The 17,190-nt window shown below is 60.7% G+C and carries 19 protein-coding genes; 15 read left to right on the top strand and 4 right to left on the bottom strand.

Annotation, left to right across the window (positions count from 1 at the left end):
• Window positions 1-111: 111 nt before the first annotated feature.
• Complete coding sequence (locus tag AC13RE_RS22240) at window positions 112-549, top strand: Lrp/AsnC family transcriptional regulator (protein ID WP_015343394.1); 438 nt, start codon at window positions 112-114, stop codon at window positions 547-549.
• Window positions 550-721: 172 nt separating this feature from the next.
• Here AC13RE_RS22240 and hutC read toward each other — a convergent pair whose 3' ends face one another.
• Window positions 722-1,477: a histidine utilization transcriptional repressor HutC gene (gene hutC, locus AC13RE_RS22245; protein ID WP_132719361.1), complete on the bottom strand. Its 756-nt coding sequence runs from the start codon at window positions 1,475-1,477 to the stop codon at window positions 722-724.
• A gap of 193 nt (window positions 1,478-1,670) precedes the next feature.
• Here hutC and AC13RE_RS22250 point away from each other — a divergent pair, with 193 nt between their 5' ends.
• The 6 genes from AC13RE_RS22250 (at window position 1,671) to solA (ending at window position 7,503) form a co-directional block, all read left to right on the top strand.
• The gene (locus AC13RE_RS22250; RefSeq protein ID WP_183711550.1) at window positions 1,671-2,510 is read left to right on the top strand and encodes a transporter substrate-binding domain-containing protein; all 840 of its coding nucleotides are present in this window, start codon (window positions 1,671-1,673) and stop codon (window positions 2,508-2,510) included.
• A 101-nt stretch (window positions 2,511-2,611) separates the two neighbouring features.
• The gene (locus tag AC13RE_RS22255; RefSeq protein ID WP_132719363.1) at window positions 2,612-3,337 is read left to right on the top strand and encodes an ABC transporter permease subunit; all 726 of its coding nucleotides are present in this window, start codon (window positions 2,612-2,614) and stop codon (window positions 3,335-3,337) included.
• A gap of 10 nt (window positions 3,338-3,347) precedes the next feature.
• Entirely contained in the window at window positions 3,348-4,052 is a 705-nt protein-coding gene (locus AC13RE_RS22260; protein WP_488564542.1) for an ABC transporter permease, read from the top strand.
• 22 nt (window positions 4,053-4,074) lie between these two features.
• Window positions 4,075-4,851 (top strand): ABC transporter ATP-binding protein, encoded by a 777-nt coding sequence (locus AC13RE_RS22265; RefSeq protein ID WP_092706976.1) that lies wholly within the window; start codon window positions 4,075-4,077, stop codon window positions 4,849-4,851.
• A complete protein-coding gene (locus AC13RE_RS22270) occupies window positions 4,848-6,353 on the top strand; it encodes an HAL/PAL/TAL family ammonia-lyase (RefSeq protein ID WP_488564543.1) in 1,506 nt (501 codons plus the stop codon). The genes AC13RE_RS22265 and AC13RE_RS22270 overlap by 4 nt, the downstream gene beginning before the upstream one ends.
• A gap of 1 nt (window position 6,354) precedes the next feature.
• The gene (gene solA / locus AC13RE_RS22275; protein ID WP_488564544.1) at window positions 6,355-7,503 is read left to right on the top strand and encodes an N-methyl-L-tryptophan oxidase; all 1,149 of its coding nucleotides are present in this window, start codon (window positions 6,355-6,357) and stop codon (window positions 7,501-7,503) included.
• 21 nt (window positions 7,504-7,524) lie between these two features.
• Here solA and AC13RE_RS22280 read toward each other — a convergent pair whose 3' ends face one another.
• The 3 genes from AC13RE_RS22280 to AC13RE_RS22290 form a co-directional block, all read right to left on the bottom strand.
• Entirely contained in the window at window positions 7,525-8,019 is a 495-nt protein-coding gene (locus tag AC13RE_RS22280; protein WP_488564545.1) for a cytochrome b, read from the bottom strand.
• A 212-nt stretch (window positions 8,020-8,231) separates the two neighbouring features.
• Entirely contained in the window at window positions 8,232-8,990 is a 759-nt protein-coding gene (locus tag AC13RE_RS22285; protein ID WP_488564546.1) for an alpha/beta fold hydrolase, read from the bottom strand.
• Window positions 8,991-9,039: 49 nt separating this feature from the next.
• Complete coding sequence (locus AC13RE_RS22290; RefSeq protein WP_488564547.1) at window positions 9,040-10,812, bottom strand: cytochrome c biogenesis protein DipZ; 1,773 nt, start codon at window positions 10,810-10,812, stop codon at window positions 9,040-9,042.
• Between the two features lie 358 nt (window positions 10,813-11,170).
• On the opposite strand from AC13RE_RS22290, the gene AC13RE_RS22295 reads away from it, so the two are divergent.
• The 8 genes from AC13RE_RS22295 (at window position 11,171) to minE (ending at window position 17,144) form a co-directional block, all read left to right on the top strand.
• Window positions 11,171-12,223 carry an alpha/beta fold hydrolase gene (locus tag AC13RE_RS22295; protein ID WP_488564548.1) on the top strand — a complete coding sequence of 351 codons (1,053 nt, stop codon included), beginning with the start codon at window positions 11,171-11,173 and terminating at the stop codon, window positions 12,221-12,223.
• Window positions 12,224-12,335: 112 nt separating this feature from the next.
• Window positions 12,336-13,076: a response regulator gene (locus AC13RE_RS22300; protein WP_132719378.1), complete on the top strand. Its 741-nt coding sequence runs from the start codon at window positions 12,336-12,338 to the stop codon at window positions 13,074-13,076.
• Entirely contained in the window at window positions 13,073-14,395 is a 1,323-nt protein-coding gene (locus AC13RE_RS22305) for an ATP-binding protein (protein ID WP_488564549.1), read from the top strand. Before AC13RE_RS22300 ends, AC13RE_RS22305 begins: the two co-directional genes overlap by 4 nt.
• A gap of 185 nt (window positions 14,396-14,580) precedes the next feature.
• A complete protein-coding gene (locus AC13RE_RS22310) occupies window positions 14,581-14,997 on the top strand; it encodes an organic hydroperoxide resistance protein (protein WP_488564550.1) in 417 nt (138 codons plus the stop codon).
• 117 nt (window positions 14,998-15,114) lie between these two features.
• Entirely contained in the window at window positions 15,115-15,258 is a 144-nt protein-coding gene (locus AC13RE_RS22315; RefSeq protein ID WP_165915268.1) for a hypothetical protein, read from the top strand.
• A 52-nt stretch (window positions 15,259-15,310) separates the two neighbouring features.
• Window positions 15,311-16,042 carry a septum site-determining protein MinC gene (minC, locus tag AC13RE_RS22320; RefSeq protein WP_488564551.1) on the top strand — a complete coding sequence of 244 codons (732 nt, stop codon included), beginning with the start codon at window positions 15,311-15,313 and terminating at the stop codon, window positions 16,040-16,042.
• A gap of 29 nt (window positions 16,043-16,071) precedes the next feature.
• On the top strand, window positions 16,072-16,887 hold the full coding sequence (minD, locus tag AC13RE_RS22325) for a septum site-determining protein MinD (RefSeq protein WP_095437032.1): 816 nt from the start codon (window positions 16,072-16,074) through the stop codon (window positions 16,885-16,887).
• On the top strand, window positions 16,884-17,144 hold the full coding sequence (gene minE, locus AC13RE_RS22330) for a cell division topological specificity factor MinE (RefSeq protein ID WP_015343376.1): 261 nt from the start codon (window positions 16,884-16,886) through the stop codon (window positions 17,142-17,144). Before minD ends, minE begins: the two co-directional genes overlap by 4 nt.
• Window positions 17,145-17,190 lie beyond the last annotated feature (46 nt).

Consider the following 17,190-nt stretch of genomic DNA (forward strand, 5'->3'; position numbering starts at 1 on the left):
GGGTACCAAGCGGATCGATTGACTGAAATCGCAAAACTGTGTCAGTTCTGGTATGAGTTTATACAAATTGCCCAGGATTTTTGACGGATTAGACAAAGTCAGGATCATATGATGACGCTTGCCAAATATATTCCCGATGATCTCGACCGGCGTATCATCGCTCATCTGCGTGCCGACGGGCGGGCTTCGCTCTCCAAACTGTCTGATGTTCTGGGCGTCGCGCGTGGCACGGTGCAGAATAGGCTGGACCGGCTGATAGAGACCGGCACGCTGCTCGGCTTCACCGTAAGGGTCCGGGAAGACTATGAGGAGCAGACCGTGCATGCCGTCATGATGATCGAAGTCGTGGGGAAATCGACGACACAGGTCATCCGCAAGCTGCGCGGCCTGCCGGAAATCTATTCGCTGCATACGACGAACGGCAATTGGGATCTCGTCGCCAATATCCGCGCGACCAGCCTGTCCGACTTCGACCGTGTCTTGCGCGAGGTGCGGATGATCGATGGTGTTGCGAACAGCGAGACCAGCCTGTTGCTGAGCAGTCTATGATAGCTCGCGTTCAAAGCCACTGATCGCGGGGGGGGGGACGGTCTAGGTAGGCTCATTTGTGGAGTGCTTACTCCAGGCATCGTAATTTGCCGGACTCCATCGGGACTTAGCGAACCTCGTACACCCTTCAGCGCTATTTCAGAGTCCGTGAATGTCCATGTTCCATATACAACTAACGCTCGGATGGTTTGCCGCTTTGGCTCTCCAGTCGATAGCGATGTCCCGGATAAACCAGCCGCGCCGTGGACACGATGCCGCGCGCCGACCATGTGCGCCTCCAGATCGTCAGGCAGGGTTCGGTCTTCAGGATCGTCAGCAGCTTGCATTCCCAGGCTTGCGGCATGACGGCTTCGACGACATGTTCTGAGCCGCTGAGCGGGGCAACGGCCGAAAGGTAGGCATTCGGTGTCATGTCGGTAAAATCCTGTTGCAGGTAATCGGGCGCGGCCTCCGGATGGACATGCCGGTCCTCGATCTGGACCGGCACTCCGTTCTCGCTATGCACGATCAGCGAATGGAAAACCGGCGATCCGATGCCGAGTTCCAGCGCATCGGCTACGTCAGGCGAGGCGGCCTCCTGGGCCAGCACGATCACGGTTGCCTGATGAGAGTGGCCGCGTTCGGCGATTTCCTCGGCGATGTTGCGGACCTCGAACAGTGCCGATGCGCCCTTGCGCTCGGCGACGAAGGAGCCGACGCCCTGGATGCGGACGAGTTCGCCTTCATTGGCAAGTTCCCGCAGCGCACGATTGGCCGTCATCTTACTGACGCCAAGCTCGACCACCAATTCGTTTTCGGAGGGAACGCGATATTTCGGCGGCCACTCACCGCTATGAATGCGGTCGAGTATCATCTGCTTGACGCCGGCATAGAGAGGTGCGGTATCATTTTCCGCCAGTTCGCGTTTCATCTCGCCGGAACGCTTCATTGCCTATTCCCTTTGCATCGCGTGAATCTGCCTCGAAAACAACTTTCCCACTTGCATATCATAAATTATCTCATATGGTACCCTATACAACCTCGCAATCAATCCTAAAAATTAATAGGGAAAGCGGGCAAGCCGGCGAAGATCGGTAGGAAGTGCTGCAAAGCCTGTTTCAACCTCAGAGGAGCTCAATACGATGAAATTCAGTGCAATTCTCTTGTCAGGCGTCGTAGCTGCCGCCGCTTTCGCCGCACCTGCATTCGCCAAGGACTGGAAGACGGCAACGATCACACTGGAAGGTGCCTACGCGCCGTGGAACATGACGAACGCCGACGGCACGCTCGGCGGGTTCGAGCCGGAGCTTGCCAAGGTTCTGTGCGAACGCGCCAAGATCGATTGCAAACTCGTCGCTTCCGACTGGGACGGCATGATCCCGGCGTTGAACGCCGGCAAGTTCGACGTCATCATGGATGCGCTGTCGATCACCGATGAACGCAAGCAGGTCATCGGCTTCACCATCCCTTACGCTGCTACGCCCGCCGCTTTTGCGACCGCCAAGGATAGCCCGCTTGCGAATGCCGCCGGCACCGGCACCACGATCAAGATGACTCCCGGCCAGACCGGCGTCAAAGAAATCGACGTGTTGAAGGAAGCCTTCAAGGGCAAGACGATCGGCATCCAGGCTGCAACCGTTTATGCCAAGTTCGTCTATGACAATTTCGGCTCGATCGCTACGATCCGCGAATACAAGACCGGCGCCGACCGCGATCTCGATCTGCAGAACGGCCGTATCGATCTCGGCTTCGATGACGCCGTCTACTTCGCGAACGCCTTTGCCAGCGCCAATGATTCGCTCGCCTTCACCGGCCCGGAAATCGCCGGCTCCATCTGGGGCGAAGGCGAAGGCCTCGGCATCCGCCAGGCCGATACCGATCTGCGCGACAAGTTCAATGAGGCGATCAAGTCTGCGCTTGCCGACGGTACCATCAAGACCCTGTCGATGAAGTGGTTCAAGGTCGACGTCAGCCCGAATTGATGAGCGCGGCCCTTGGGTCGTTTTCATCGGTCTCCGGCTTTGCGGCCGGAGACCATATGATATCCTGACGCCTGAAACTGCCACGGACGGGGATTGGATCTATGGCAAGCTTGCAATTGCTGGGCTTCGGCTCGAACGGGTGGGGCGCGCTGCTGCTTGTTGCCGCCTTGATGACGCTTGCCGTCACGGCAACCGCCTTGGCCATCGGCGCCGTTCTGGGCGCGGTCATAGCCTTCGCGAAACTCTCCGGAAGCCTGGTGCTGAAGACGCTCGGCAATATCTACACGACAGTCTTTCGCGGCGTTCCCGAGCTTCTGATCATCTATCTGATCTATTTCGGCGGCTCGTCAGCGGTAACGTCCATCGGCAAATGGCTCGGCTATGACGGCTTTCTCGGCCTGCCGTCCTTTGCCGCGGGTGCTCTTGCCGTCGGCATCATTTCCGGCGCCTATCAGGCCGAGGTTTTCCGCGGCGCCTATCTTGCCATTTCCAAGGGCGAGCTTGAGGCCGCGTCTGCTATAGGCATGCATCGCGGTCTGCGCCTGCGCCGCATCATCATTCCGCAGGTCTTCCGCTTTGCCATTCCCGGGCTCGGCAATGTGTGGCAGCTCAGCCTCAAGGATTCCGCTTTGATTTCGGTGACCGGCCTTGCGGAGCTGATGCGTACCAGCCAGGTCGCAGCCGGCTCTACCCGTCAATATTTCCTCTTCTTCATCGCCGGCGGCATTCTCTATCTGGTCCTGACCAGCCTGTCGGACCGCATCTTCAACAAGGCCGAACGTCACGCCAATCGCAGCATGCCGGCTGCGACGATTGGCCAGGCTTGAGGAGGACGGCATGGATTTCGGTTTTCTTTCGAGCACGATGGTCACGCTGCTGAAGGCGGTACCGATGACGCTGCTGCTCTTCTCCCTGTCGATCCTCTGTGGCGGCCTTCTCGCTCTCGTCATCGTCGCCATGCGCGTCAGCGGCAATCCGATCCTGTCCGGCTTTGCCAAGGGCTATATTTTCGTGTTTCGCGGCTCGCCGCTGCTGATCCAGATGTTCCTGGTCTTCTATGGCTTGGCGCAATTCTCGATCATCCGCTATTCGTTCCTCTGGCCGTTCCTGCGCGAGCCCGTCGTTTGCGCGATCCTGTCGCTGGCGCTTTGCACTGCCGGCTATTCGGCCGAGATCTTTCGCGGCGGCATCCGTGCCGTTTCGCCGCAGGAGATCGAGGCGGCACGTTCGATCGGAATGTCCGGCTTCCTGCTCGTGCGCCGCATCATCGCGCCGATCGCCTTTAGGCATGCGCTGCCGGCCTATTCGACCGAGATCGTGCTGATGATGAAGTCGACGGCGCTCGCGAGCCTCGTCACGGTCTGGGAGGTCACAGGCGTTGCCCAGCGGCTGATTTCGCAGACCTATCGCACGATGGAAGTCTTTATCTGTGCGGCGATCATCTACCTCGTGCTGAATTTCATCATTCTGCAGGCTATGGCCTTGCTGGAATATTCTCTGTCCCGCCATCGCCGCGCGATACCGCCGGCGCTGAAGGCCTAAAGCTTACTGGAGCAGGCAAATCATGCCAGGTGTCACCCGACTTTCCGTCCGCAACATCCGCAAGAGCTTCGGTACGCACGAGGTCTTGCGCGGCATTTCCCTCGATGCTCAGGATGGCGATGTAATTTCGCTGCTCGGCGCTTCCGGCTCGGGCAAATCGACTTTCCTTCGCTGCATCAACCTCCTCGAAATCGCCACGGATGGCGAGATCTGGGTGGATGGCGAGCAGATCCGCATGATCCACAAGAATGGCAAGAGCTACCCAGCGAGCCATAAGCAGGTGGATCATATCCGCTCCGAACTCGGCATGGTCTTCCAGAGCTTCAATCTCTGGTCCCACATGACGATCCTGCAGAATGTCATCGAGGGGCCGGTGCATGTCCTGAAGCGTCCTCGCGCTGAATGCATTGCCGAGGCCGAAGTGCTGCTGGAGAAGGTCGGCATTGCCGACAAGCGTCATGCCTATCCCGCGCATCTCTCCGGCGGCCAGCAGCAGCGCGCGGCGATTGCCCGCGCGCTTGCCATGAAACCGAAGCTCATGCTGTTCGACGAGCCGACCTCGGCGCTCGATCCCGAGCTTGTCGGCGAAGTGCTGCGCGTCATGCGCTCGCTTGCTGAAGAAGGCACGACGATGCTGGTTGTCACCCACGAAATGAGCTTCGCTCGCAATGTCTCCAACCGCGTCGTCTTCATGAAGGAAGGGCTTGTCGAAAGCACCGGCACGCCGGATGAGATGTTCGGCGGCGGCGCCTCGCCGGCCTTCCGCCAGTTCATCGGTCATTTCGGAAACGGACAATGACCGTCACCATCGATGGACCGCTATCCTGGCGCGACATCGCCCGCGTCGGCGGCGGTGAACGCCTATCTCTCTCCGATGCTGCCTGGAAACGCGTTGCTCAGGCAAGCCGCATCGTCGAGCGTATCGTGGAAACGGGCGTGCGCGCTTATGGCGTCAACACTGGCGTCGGTGCACTCTCCGACACGGTTGTTGATCGTGATTCACAGAGCCGGCTGTCGCGCAACATCATTCTCAGCCACGCCTGCGGCGTCGGTCCGCTTCTGCCAGCCCGCGAGGTGCGCTCGATCATATCAGCGCAGATCGCCAATTTCGCCCACGGCCATTCCGGCGTGCGGCCAGAGATCGTCAGGCATCTGGCCGCGTTTCTCGAACATGACTGCATTCCGGAAGTCCCGTCCAAAGGCTCAGCCGGCTATCTCACGCACAATGCCCATACGGCACTCGTCCTGATCGGCGAGGGGAGGGCTGTCGTGAAGGGCAAGTCGATGAGTGGTGCCGAGGCGCTCGCGGTAATCGGTCTGAACCCCTTGGTGCTTGGTGCCAAAGAGGGCTTAAGCCTCGTCAATGGGACGGCCTGCGCCACGGGATTGTCGGCGCTTGCCGTCTCCCGTGCCGAGCACCTGCTCGATTGGGCCGATGCCATCGCCGCGCTGACCTTGGAAGCCGTTGGCTGCCAGATGGCGGCTTTTGATGAGAAGGTACTGGCGCTGCGCCCATCGGCTGGCATCGCCAAGGTCGGGCGCAGCTTGCGCAACCGCCTGCATGGCAGCGGTCTCGTTGCGGCTGCCCTCGGCCGGCGGACGCAGGATGCGCTGAGTCTGAGATCGGTCCCCCACGCCCATGGCGCGGCCTGGGATGTCTTCGAACAGACGGCTGCTATCGTCGATCAGGAACTCGCCTCGGTAACGGATAATCCGGCTGTTTCAGGCACGCCGGAGCAGCCGGTTGTCTCTTCCGAGGCGCATGCTGTGGCGCCCGCTCTTGGGCAGGCAGCCGATAGTCTGGCGATTGCGATCGCCCAAATTGCTGCGATGAGCGAGCGGCGGACGGATCGGCTTGTCAATCCGCTGGTCAGCGGCCTGCCGCCGTTTCTTGCTAGCGACGCCGGCAGCCACTCCGGTTTCATGATCGCGCAATACACGGCCGCGGCGCTGAGCAACGACAACCGGCGGCTCGCCGCACCAGCATCGCTCGATGGCGGCCTGACCTCCGGCCTGCAGGAAGACTTCATGGCTCATCCGACCGCGGCGGCCAACAAGCTGCTCGCTATCCTCGACAATGCCGAATATATCCTGGCCATCGAGCTGATGGCGGCGGCGCAGGCACATGATTTCCTCGTTTCGAAGGGTGCCAGAGCGCCGGGAACGGAGCGTATCCACGCAGCTGTCCGTTCATGCGTGCCCGTTTATGGCGACGATCGTCCCTTGAATGCGGATATGGAAGCCTTGCGGGCCATGATCGCCAAGACCGCGCCGCCTGCGGAAAACCAAACTGGAGCATGAAATGATTGCGGAATTCGACGTTGCCGTCGTCGGCCTCGGCGCGATGGGAAGTGCAGCCTTGTCTTTCGCCGTGGCACGCGGTGCAAAGGCGATCGGGATCGAGGCGCATTTTCCCGCCCATGCGCTCAGCTCCTCGCATGGCGACAGCCGCCTGATCCGCCTCGGCTACTTCGAAGATCCGTCCTATGTTCCCTTGCTGAAGCGTGCCTATCAAAACTGGCGCTCGCTGGAGGCAAGGCTGCGAGCCGAAATCCTGACGGTGACAGGTGTCCTGCAGATCGGCACGCCCGACAGCAAGATCGTGAGCGGCACGCGCGCTTCCTGCGACATGCACGGCCTGGCGCATGAGATACTCGATCGCGACGCCATGAAACGTCGCTTTCCGGCCTTCGCATTGGACGACGGGGAGGTCGGCGTGCTCGATCCTCAGGGCGGCTATGTCAGGCCTGAAGCGGCGATCATGGGCTATTTGAAGCTTGCGGCGGAGGATGGTGCGGTTCTGCATTTCGGAGAGCGCGTCATCGCAATCGAGCCAGACGATACGAGCGTGACCGTCATTTCCACAACCGGGCGATATCGTGCCCGCAAGGTGATCGTCGCAACCGGCGCTTGGATTGCCGAGCTTGTGCCGCAGCTAAAGGCGCATGCCCAGCCCATCCGCCAGGTGGTTGCCTGGTATCAGCCGAGGGATGGCTTCGTTGCCGAGCCGCAGCGCATGCCATGCTTCCTGCGCGATGAAGGAGCGGAAGGTTCCTATTTCGGCTTCCCTGCCATCGGTGTCGATGGTGTGAAGATCGGCCGCCATGCGCATTTCCACGAGCCGATCGACCCGACCCTTCCCAATCCGCCGGTCAATGATATCGACACCGATCTGCTCGACAGCTTCGCCCGCAAGCGCTTGCCGGAGGCAGCGTCGTTTCGTGTGCGGGCAACGACCTGCCGCTACACGATGCTGCCGAGCGAGGATTTTCTCATCGATAGGGTGCCTGGACAGCCGAATGTGGTTGTCTCGTCGGCCTGTTCCGGCCATGGCTTCAAGTTTACGAGCGTCGTCGGCGAAATCCTTGCGGATTTGGCGCTGGAAGGCGGAAGCACATTGCCGACCGCCCTGTTTTCCTTCGAGAAGCATTTTCGCGGTCTGGGAGCATAGGCCACCAATCGCGCGGGCAATTCAACCGATCGTCATTCGGCGCAGCACGTCCGATCTGAAATAGAAATGCTGGACGAGCGCGCCGAATATATGAAGGACGACGACGATCCAGAGCAGGGACTTGATTGGTCCGCCATGAACGAATGCCGCCGTATCGATTCCCAGATAGTAGGCGGCCATACCCGATAACGGCATTGCAAAGATCAGCACATAGAGCAGGACATGTATCAGCTGCGCGAGGTAGTGCAGGAAGGCAGGCTGGCCATCCGGCGTAGCGGGAACGTCGGACGAAAATCTGACTGCAAGGCGCAGGACGGCGAGCAACAGGACAGCAATGCCGGCATAGGCGTGAATATTGGCGCTGGAGATGTCGGCTGGCGTCGGCACCTGGCCGTGGCGAATAAGACGCCGCCATGCATTCATCCCATCCGGAAACAAGAGATTGAAGAAGATCAGCAGCGCCATGAGCCAATGAAGGACGCGTTGCGGAATGGAATAGGCGGATCTTGCAGACATCGTGCCTCCTTAGATTGGAATTATTCTAAAGGTAGGGCATGATTCTAACGGGAACCTGAACGTGCCGATCCCATAGGCTTTCATTGCCTATTCACATCAAGCCGGGGTTCGATCTCTTTTTTGCCTCTAGGCTCGGGCAGCGAAGCCAGCTGCTACGATCCCGCATAAGGATAGGCGGCGGCCTCGTTCATGAAGCCGCCGCTCGGATTGCTTTACTTGCCGGCGTCCTTGGCTGCCTTTTCGATCACGGCGGCCACCTTTTCCGGCTGCGAAGCGAAGACGGCGTGGCTTGCCTTGATTTCGGTCACGTCGCTACCGGCGCGCTTTGCCATGTCGCGCTCCAGCTCGGGATTGATGGAACGGTCGTTGGTCGCGACGACGGCCCAGCTCTTCTTCGCCTTCCAGGCAGGGTCGCCGACCTTGGCGGTGAAGGCGGCTTTCGAGGCAAAGACCTGAGATTTTGCCATGAAATCGGCCTCGTCCTTCGGCAGGTCGGCTGCAAAGTCGGCGGCGAAAGTAGCAGGATCGAGATAAAGATATTGGCCGTCCTTGGTTTCGCGGATGTTCATGCTGCCTGCAGGCTTCGAGCTTGCAAGGCTGATCAGGCTTTCGCCCTTGTCCGGCTGAAATGCGGCGACATAGACGAGGCCTGCGACATCCGGGCGATTGCCCGCTTCCGTGATGACCATGCCGCCATAGCTGTGACCGACGAGCAGACTCGGTCCGTTCTGGAGGTCGAGCACGCGATTGGTGGCGGCAACATCATCGGCAAGCGAGGTGATCGGTTCCTGCACGACGGTGACGTTGAAGCCGTCCTTTTCAAGGATGTCGGCGGTCTTGCGCCACCCCGAGCCGTCGGCCAGCGCGCCGTGGACGATGACGATATTCTTGATCTCGGCGGCCTGCACCGCGAAGGCAAAAGTGGTTGCAGCAAAGCTAAGGGCGGCGATGGAGAGAAAACGGGTCTTCATGGTTGTAACTCCTGTCAGTTGAGGTTCATGCTTGGGGTGAAGGGGAATTTCAGCCGAAGGTGAAGGCGTAGGCCTGCACCCCGGGATCGAGGAAGCGGATTTCGAAGTTGCGCGCAGTGACGTCACCGGACTGGCGGACGAGCTGGTAGAGCTTGGTTGCGGTCACGGTGCCGTTGCCGTTGGCATCGATATCGGAGCCGTGGTCGGCGCCGGGCGCCTTTCCGTCCACGGTCACCTGGAAGCGGACCGGTTTTCCGTCTGCCGACGGTCCGAGGACGAGGTGCAGATCGCGGGCACTGAAGCGATAGCTGATGCCGCCGCCTGCCTTGTCCAGCGACGCCTGCTCAGACCCGACTGTCCAGGTGCCGGTTAGTCCCCATTGGTTGAGGCCGGGATTGGCAACCGAATAGTCGGCGGCGGTGTCCGCCTTCAGACCTTCAGGCGAGACGAAACCCGTCGCCTGGCCGTAGCCGACATAAGTCTCGCCGGAGCGGATGTGGCCAAGGTCGGGGCTTGCTTCCGCACCCTTCGCATTGGGGACGACCGGGCTGCTTTGAGCCATATCACTGCCGGCTTCCCGTAGGAGGTCCTGAATTGCCTGCTCGGTCTGGCGATAATTGCCTTCGCCGAAGTGCTGGTAGCGGATCTGCCCCTTGGCGTCGATCAGATAATGGGCAGGCCAGTAATTGTTCTCGAAGGCGCGCCAGATGCGGTAATCATTATCGATCGCGACGGGATAGCCGATCTTGAAGTCGGCGATCGCCTTCTTGACGTTGTCGATGTTCTTTTCGAAGGCGAATTCCGGAGCGTGGACGCCGATGACGACGAGACCCTGATCCTTATATTTTTCCGCCCAGGCACGAACATAGGGGATAGTGCGGATGCAGTTGATGCAGGAATAGGTCCAGAAGTCGACGAGGACGACCTTGCCGCGAAGCCCGGCCGTCGTCAGCGGCTCAGAGTTCAGCCAGGTGACGGCCCCGTCGAGCGAGGGGGCGGGGCCTTCGATCGGAAGACTGCTGTGGAACGGACGTGCCGCGTCGGTGACAACCTTCATGGCGCCGTTGCTGGCAACCTCGGCCTCCGGGACGGAGGTCTTGGGGTGCAGCTTCTCGAGCAAAGCCTGTTCGAAGGAGCCGGTGCTTGCATAGGAGAGGCGGGCGAGCAGGCCGGTATCGAGGCCGAGCGCGATGGCGGCAACGCCGGCGAGAACCGCTGCGCCTGCGACCTGGCGGATGCGTTCGCTGACGCCGAGGGACTGCTTCATGCGGGCAAAGATCTTGCCACCGGCAAAGAGGGCAATGGCAAGCGAGGTTGCGGCGCCGGCGCCATAGGCAAGCAGCAGGAATGTCGTCTGCAGATTGGCGCCCTTCAAGGCCGCGCCTGTCAGGACCAGCCCGAGGATCGGACCGGCGCAGGGAGCCCAGAGCAGGCCGGTCGCAATGCCGAGGACGAAGGAGCTTCTGATACTCGAGGTCGCGCGACCGTTGCCGGCAGCGTTCAGGAGGTTGTTGCCGAGATCGACCGCCGGCCGGGAGAGCGCGCTGGCGATGCGCGGTGAAATCAGGCTCAGGCCGAAGAGGCCGAGCAGAACGATCGCTGCGAGGCGTCCATATTCATTGGCGCGGATCGCCCAGGCACCGCCGACTGCGGCAAGGGTCGCGACAACTGCAAAGGTGAGCGCCATGCCAGCCAGCATAGGCAGCGTGCTCCTGACGAAGGGCTGTCCGGCGCGGGCAAAGACGAAGGGGAGGATAGGCAGGATGCACGGACTGAGGATCGTCAGCGCACCGCCGAGATAGGCTATGATGAGAAGCGTCATCGTCTTGTTCCTTTAGAAGCGATTGACCGGCTGCGAACGGCGAGGCGCCGTGCTCAGCAATGACGCTATCTGCCGTCGGCGACGTATCTCGAATGTGTCTGATTGGGCGGCAGAATGTACCGAAACGTCGATGTCTCCGGCTGCGATACATTGCGATACAAACTGGATGATGCGGCCTGATTATGCAGTGAACCCGGCCGCTTGCCGAGGCGTTGCAGCCAAGGGCCGCGAATTGTATCAGACTGTATCCTGGCGGCCGGAAGCTACATAGACTTTCAAAACGAGGCCATCGACGACACATCGGCGATACAAGCGGTTGGCTTTCTTGTGGTCACGATCCAATTCACAGGAGAGACAGATGTCTGAGGAAATCAACCACACCCGCCGCCGCTTCTTCGGCATGGCCGCCATCGCCGTTGCCGCCGCTGAATTCGGTCTGCCTGCAATCGCCGGTGCCCAAGAAACAAAGGCTTCCGCATTGACCGTGCCCGCCGTTAAGGCCGGCACCCACACCTCTTTCGACGCGCTGAAGCAGATCAATGCGGGCGTGCTCAATGTCGGTTACGCCGAAGCCGGTCCGGCCGATGGTCCTGTCGTCCTGCTGTTGCATGGCTGGCCCTATGACATCTACAGCTTCGTCGATGTCGCACCGTTGCTTGCTGGTGCCGGCTATCGCGTCATCATTCCCTATCTGCGCGGCTATGGCACCACCACCTTCCTTTCGAAGGACACGCTGCGCAACGGCCAGCAGGCAGCGCTCGCCGCCGACATGATCGACCTTCTCGATGCGCTGAAGATCGGTAAGGTCGTCGTTGCCGGTTACGACTGGGGCGGCCGCACCGCCGATATCATGGCGGCACTCTGGCCGGAACGCTGCAAGGCGCTGGTTTCGGTCAGCGGCTATCTCATCGGCAGCCAGGAGGTCAACCGCAAGCCGCTGCCGCCGAAGGCGGAGCTTGCCTGGTGGTACCAGTTCTATTTCGCCACCGAGCGCGGCCGTCTCGGCTACCAGGAAAATCGCCACGATTTCGCAAAGCTGATCTGGCACACTGCCTCGCCGCAATGGGCCTTTGACGACGCCACTTTCGATCGGTCGGCTGCCGCATTCGACAATACCGACCATGTCGATATCGTCATCCACAATTACCGCTGGCGTCTCGGTCTCCTCGAAGGTGAGGCAAAGTTCGATGCGTATGAAAAGAAGCTCGCCGCCGGGCCAGTGATTTCGATCCCGACCATCACCATGGAGGGCGACGCCAACGGCGCGCCGCATCCGGAGCCGTCGGCCTATCGCAGCAAGTTCTCGGGCAAGTACGAGCACCGCACCATCACAGGCGGCATTGGGCACAATCTGCCTCAGGAAGCCCCGCAGGCTTTCGCCCAGGCTGTGATAGATGTTGATCGTTTCTAGTTCGGCGATAGTGTGCGGGAGGGCGCCGGCGCAAGCTGGCGCCCTAGCAGTTCGCGTCACAGAGGATGAATATTCGTAGCTCGATGCTTACGATAACGAGTGGGAAATCGAAATGGATCATGTCGACCATATCCTGATCGTGGATGACGATCGGGAAATCCGTGAGCTGGTATCGAGCTATCTGAAGAAGAATGGCTTGCGGGCAACAACGGCCGCCGATGGCCGGCAGATGCGCAGCTTTCTCGAGGCCAATTCGGTCGACCTGATCGTGCTCGACGTGATGATGCCAGGCGACGACGGCCTCGTGCTGTGTCGCGAGCTTCGCGCCGGCAAGCACAAGGCGACGCCTATTCTCATGCTGACGGCGCGTAGCGACGAGATGGACCGCATTCTCGGCCTGGAGATGGGCGCGGACGATTATCTGGCCAAGCCTTTTGCCGCCCGCGAGCTGCTTGCACGCATCAAGGCGGTTTTGCGCCGCACCCGCATGCTGCCGCCCAACCTGCAGATCAGCGAAGTCGGCCAATTGCTGGTGTTCGGCGAGTGGCAGCTCGATACGGTCGGCCGCCATTTGCTCGACAAGGACGGCACGGAGATCACGCTCAGCGGCGCCGAATACCGCCTGCTGCGAGTCTTCATCGACCACCCGCAGCGAGTGCTCAATCGAGACCAATTGCTGAACCTGACGCAAGGCCGCGACGCCGATCTCTTCGATCGCTCCATCGACCTGCTTGTCAGCCGTCTCCGCCAGCGGTTGGGGGATGATGCGCGGGAGCCGATGTATATCAAGACGGTTCGCAGCGAAGGCTATGTCTTCTCCGTGCCGGTGGAAATTGCGGAGCTGCGCCCATGACTGTGGTCGAGCTTTCAGGTCACCGGTCATGGTGGCCTAGCACCCTGCGTGCACGCATTTCGCTGATCCTGCTGGCGGGGCTCGCGATCGCCTACGGCCTGTCTTTCAGTGTGCTCTATATCGAGCGCTACATGTCGGCAAAGGCCGTCATGCTCGGCACGCTGGAAAACGACGTTGCGACCTCGATCGCGGTGCTCGACCGGTTGCCGGCCGATGAGAGAGCGAATTTCGTCGATTGGCTCAGCCGCGGCAATTACAACTTCGAATTAGGCAATGGCCTGCCCGGCGTGCCTGATACGTCTGCGCATGGCGCTGAGATCGCCGCCAAGATAGAGGATGCGGTCGGCCATCGCTTTCCGATCCACATGGAAGCAATACCGGGGCCGATCTCGCGGCTGCAGGCGCATCTCAAGCTGAGCGATGGTAGCCCGCTGACCATCGATGTTACGCCAAAAGGTGTCATGCCGATGGCGGCCTGGCTGCCTTATGTATTCGTCGTCCAGATGCTGTTGATCGTCCTTTGTATCTGGTTTGCCGTCCGGCAGGCCACGCGTCCGCTCGCCGAGTTTGCCGCTGCGGCCGATGCGCTCGATCCCAACAACAAGAGTCCGGCCTTGAGCGACAGAGGGCCGAGCGAAGTGGCGCACGCCGCAAGAGCCTTCAATGCCATGCGGGATCGAATTGCGCATTATCTCGAAGAGCGCGTGCAGATCCTCGCGGCGATCTCGCACGATCTGCAGACGCCGATCACCCGCATGCGCCTGCGCGCCGATATCGCCGATGATTCGCCCGAGAAGACCAAGCTCTTGCAGGATCTCGGTGAGATCGAGCGTCTGGTGCAGGATGGGATCGCCTATGCGCGCAGCGCCCATGGCAATGGCGAGAAGAGCGCACGCATAGATCTGGCCTCCTTCATCGAAAGCATCAGCTACGACTATCAGGATACCGGCAAATCCGTAGAGATTCTCGGTCTCATTCACGGAACTGCGACGACGAAGCCGCATGCGCTACGCCGCATCCTCACCAACTTCATCGACAACGCCCTGAAATTCGCCGGTGCGGCGGAAATCGCCGTGGAGCGCCGGGACACGGGCCAGATTGCGATTACCGTCCTCGATCGCGGTCCCGGCATTCCGCAGGACCAGATAGAGGCGGCCATGCAGCCCTTCTTCCGGCTGGAGCAGTCGCGCAACCGCAACACCGGCGGCACAGGGCTTGGTCTGGCGATTGCCCAGCAACTCGCCCAGACGCTCGGGGGCTCCGTCAGGCTCTATAACCGCGAAGGCGGTGGCCTGGCGGCCGAAGTCGTTATTTCCTGATTGGCCCCCAAAAGATTTTCGGGCGATTTGTAAGCATTTGTATCCGGCCCGTTTGGCTCTACGCTTTGTAACACTTCCGGCGATTCCGGAAACATGCCGGATACGTCGATCCATCAAAAACAACTCCGTCAACAGACGTTGCCCTCACAACATAGCAGACGGGCAACGCAGCAACGGAGTGTTCCATGACCAAGATCGACAAGGTTCTTTACACCGCCAAGACCCACACCATCGGCGGCCGCGACGGCTCCGCCCGCAGCGATGATAGCCAGCTCGACGTCAAGCTTTCGCCTCCCGGCAGCGCCCATGCCGGCACCAATCCCGAACAGCTCTTTGCAGCCGGCTGGTCGGCCTGCTTCATCGGCGCAATGGGCCTTGCCGCGGGCAAGCGCAAGGTCAAGCTCCCAGCCGACCTCGCCGTCGATGCCGAAGTGGATCTGGGCATGACGGAAGGCGCTTACTTCCTGCAGGCGCGCCTGACCGTCAGCATGCCCGGCATCGAGCCCGAGCTGGCACGCGCGCTGGTCGAGGAAGCCCACCAGACCTGCCCTTATTCGAAGGCGACTCGCGGCAACATCAATGTCGAGCTGAAGCTCGCCTGAGAATCACCCAAGCGTTGATCTAGCGCGCCGCTCCGGAAGGTGCGGCGCGCCGAATCGTTAATTTTTCCGCGTCGAATAATCAGCACGGCAGTCTCTGCTTTGCGCCTGGAGAATCTCATGAGACCAATCATTCTTCTCCTTGCAGGAGCTGCGATTTTCGCCGCTCCATGCGTCTACGATCCCGGCTCGAACGAGCCTTCGGCGCTTGCGAGCATCGCCGTTTTATGGGGCGGTTCGGGCTCCAATGGAGCCCCGTATTAACCATTTGTTAACCATATCGACGGTACACAGGATCAACGATTTATTCACATAGATGACCAAAGTGCTAACAGACGCTCGTTCGATCCGTATCAAGGGCCGCTCATTTCTTGCGGTCATGCTTTCGCCGGATCTTCCGCTGGACCAGTGGTTGATCAGGCTTGACGACCTCGCAGCCCGTTCGGCCGGCTTCTTTCTGGGGCGGCCGGTCGTGCTCGACATCACCGACCTGCCGATCGACAAGGCGCAGCTCAAGGAGCTGATATCAGAGCTTTCGGCCCGCAATGTCAGCATCATGGGCATCGAGGGCGGTCGCCCGTCGATCGCCGGCCCCGGCATGCCGCCGATCCTGAAGGGTGGGCGTCCAGCTGCCGATTTCGAAGTCTCCGAGGCCGAGCCGGTCGTGGAGCGTCGCAACAGCGAGCCCAAGGCGCCGCCGCCGGAAGTCCGGCCGGTCACGCAGTCGCTGATCATCCGCGAGCCGGTGCGTTCGGGGCAGTCGGTGATCTTTCCGGAAGGCGATGTCACGGTCATCGGTTCGGTGGCGTCGGGCGCGGAAGTCATCGCGGGTGGATCAGTCCACATCTACGGCGCCCTTCGCGGCCGCGCCATGGCGGGATCGATCGGCAATGCCTCGGCGCGAATCTTCTGCCGCAAGCTCGAGGCCGAGCTTTTGGCGATCGATGGCATCTACAAGATGGCGGAAGACATATCACCTGGCCTCAGGGGACAAGCCGTCCAGCTTTGGCTGGATGGTGAAACGATCATGGCCGAAAAACTAATCTGAGCCGAAGCCGGCCAAAACAGGAGAGCAAGATGGGCAAGGTAATCGTCGTCACATCAGGCAAGGGCGGAGTTGGAAAGACGACTTCGACGGCCGCATTGGGGGCGGCTCTCGCACAGAGAAACGAAAAGGTCGTCGTGGTCGATTTCGACGTCGGCCTGCGCAATCTCGATCTGGTCATGGGCGCGGAACGCCGCGTGGTCTATGATCTCGTCAACGTCATTCACGGCGATGCCAAGCTGCCACAGGCGCTGATCCGCGACAAGCGGCTGGAGACGCTCTTCCTCCTGCCGGCTTCTCAGACCCGCGACAAGGACAATCTGACGCCCGAGGGTGTCGAGCGCGTCATCAACGAGCTCAAGAACTATTTCGATTGGGTCATCTGCGACAGCCCGGCCGGTATCGAGCGCGGCGCCACCCTTGCCATGCGCCATGCCGACGTCGCCGTCGTCGTCACCAACCCGGAAGTCTCCTCTGTGCGCGATTCCGACCGCATCATCGGCCTGCTCGACTCCAAGACGCTGAAGGCCGAGCGCGGCGAGCGCATGGAAAAGCATCTGCTGCTGACCCGCTTCGACGCCGGCCGCGCCGAACGCGGCGACATGCTGAAGGTCGATGACGTTTTGGAAATCCTCTCCATTCCGCTGCTCGGCATCATTCCGGAAAGCACCGACGTTCTGCGCGCCTCCAACCTCGGCTCGCCGGTCACGCTTGCCGATGCGCGCTGTGCCCCGTCGCTTGCCTATTTCGACGCCGCACGCCGTCTTGCCGGCGAGCAGGTGCCGATCACCATCCCCGGCGAAAAGCGGGGTATCTTCGGCAAGATCTTCGCAAGGAGGGCCGCATGAGCATTTTCGGATTGTTCCGCAAGCAGAGATCTGCACCGATGGCGCGCGAGCGTCTGCAGATCCTTCTTGCCCACGAACGCGCCTCTGTGGGCTCGGATCTCGTATCCGTGCTGAGGGAGGAAATCCTCGCCGTCATCGCCAAGCATGTACAGGTCGATCGCGACAAGGTGCAGGTTAAGATGGATCGCGACAAGGATGTCTCTATGCTGGAGATCGACGTCGAGATCCCGCGTGATGCGACCTTGAAGGCTGCCTGACGAGGGATCAACGCCCGTCAAATGTGCGAATTCTGTCACATGGCTC

It is taken from the genome of Martinezella sp. CNPSo 3959 (assembly GCF_057784355.1).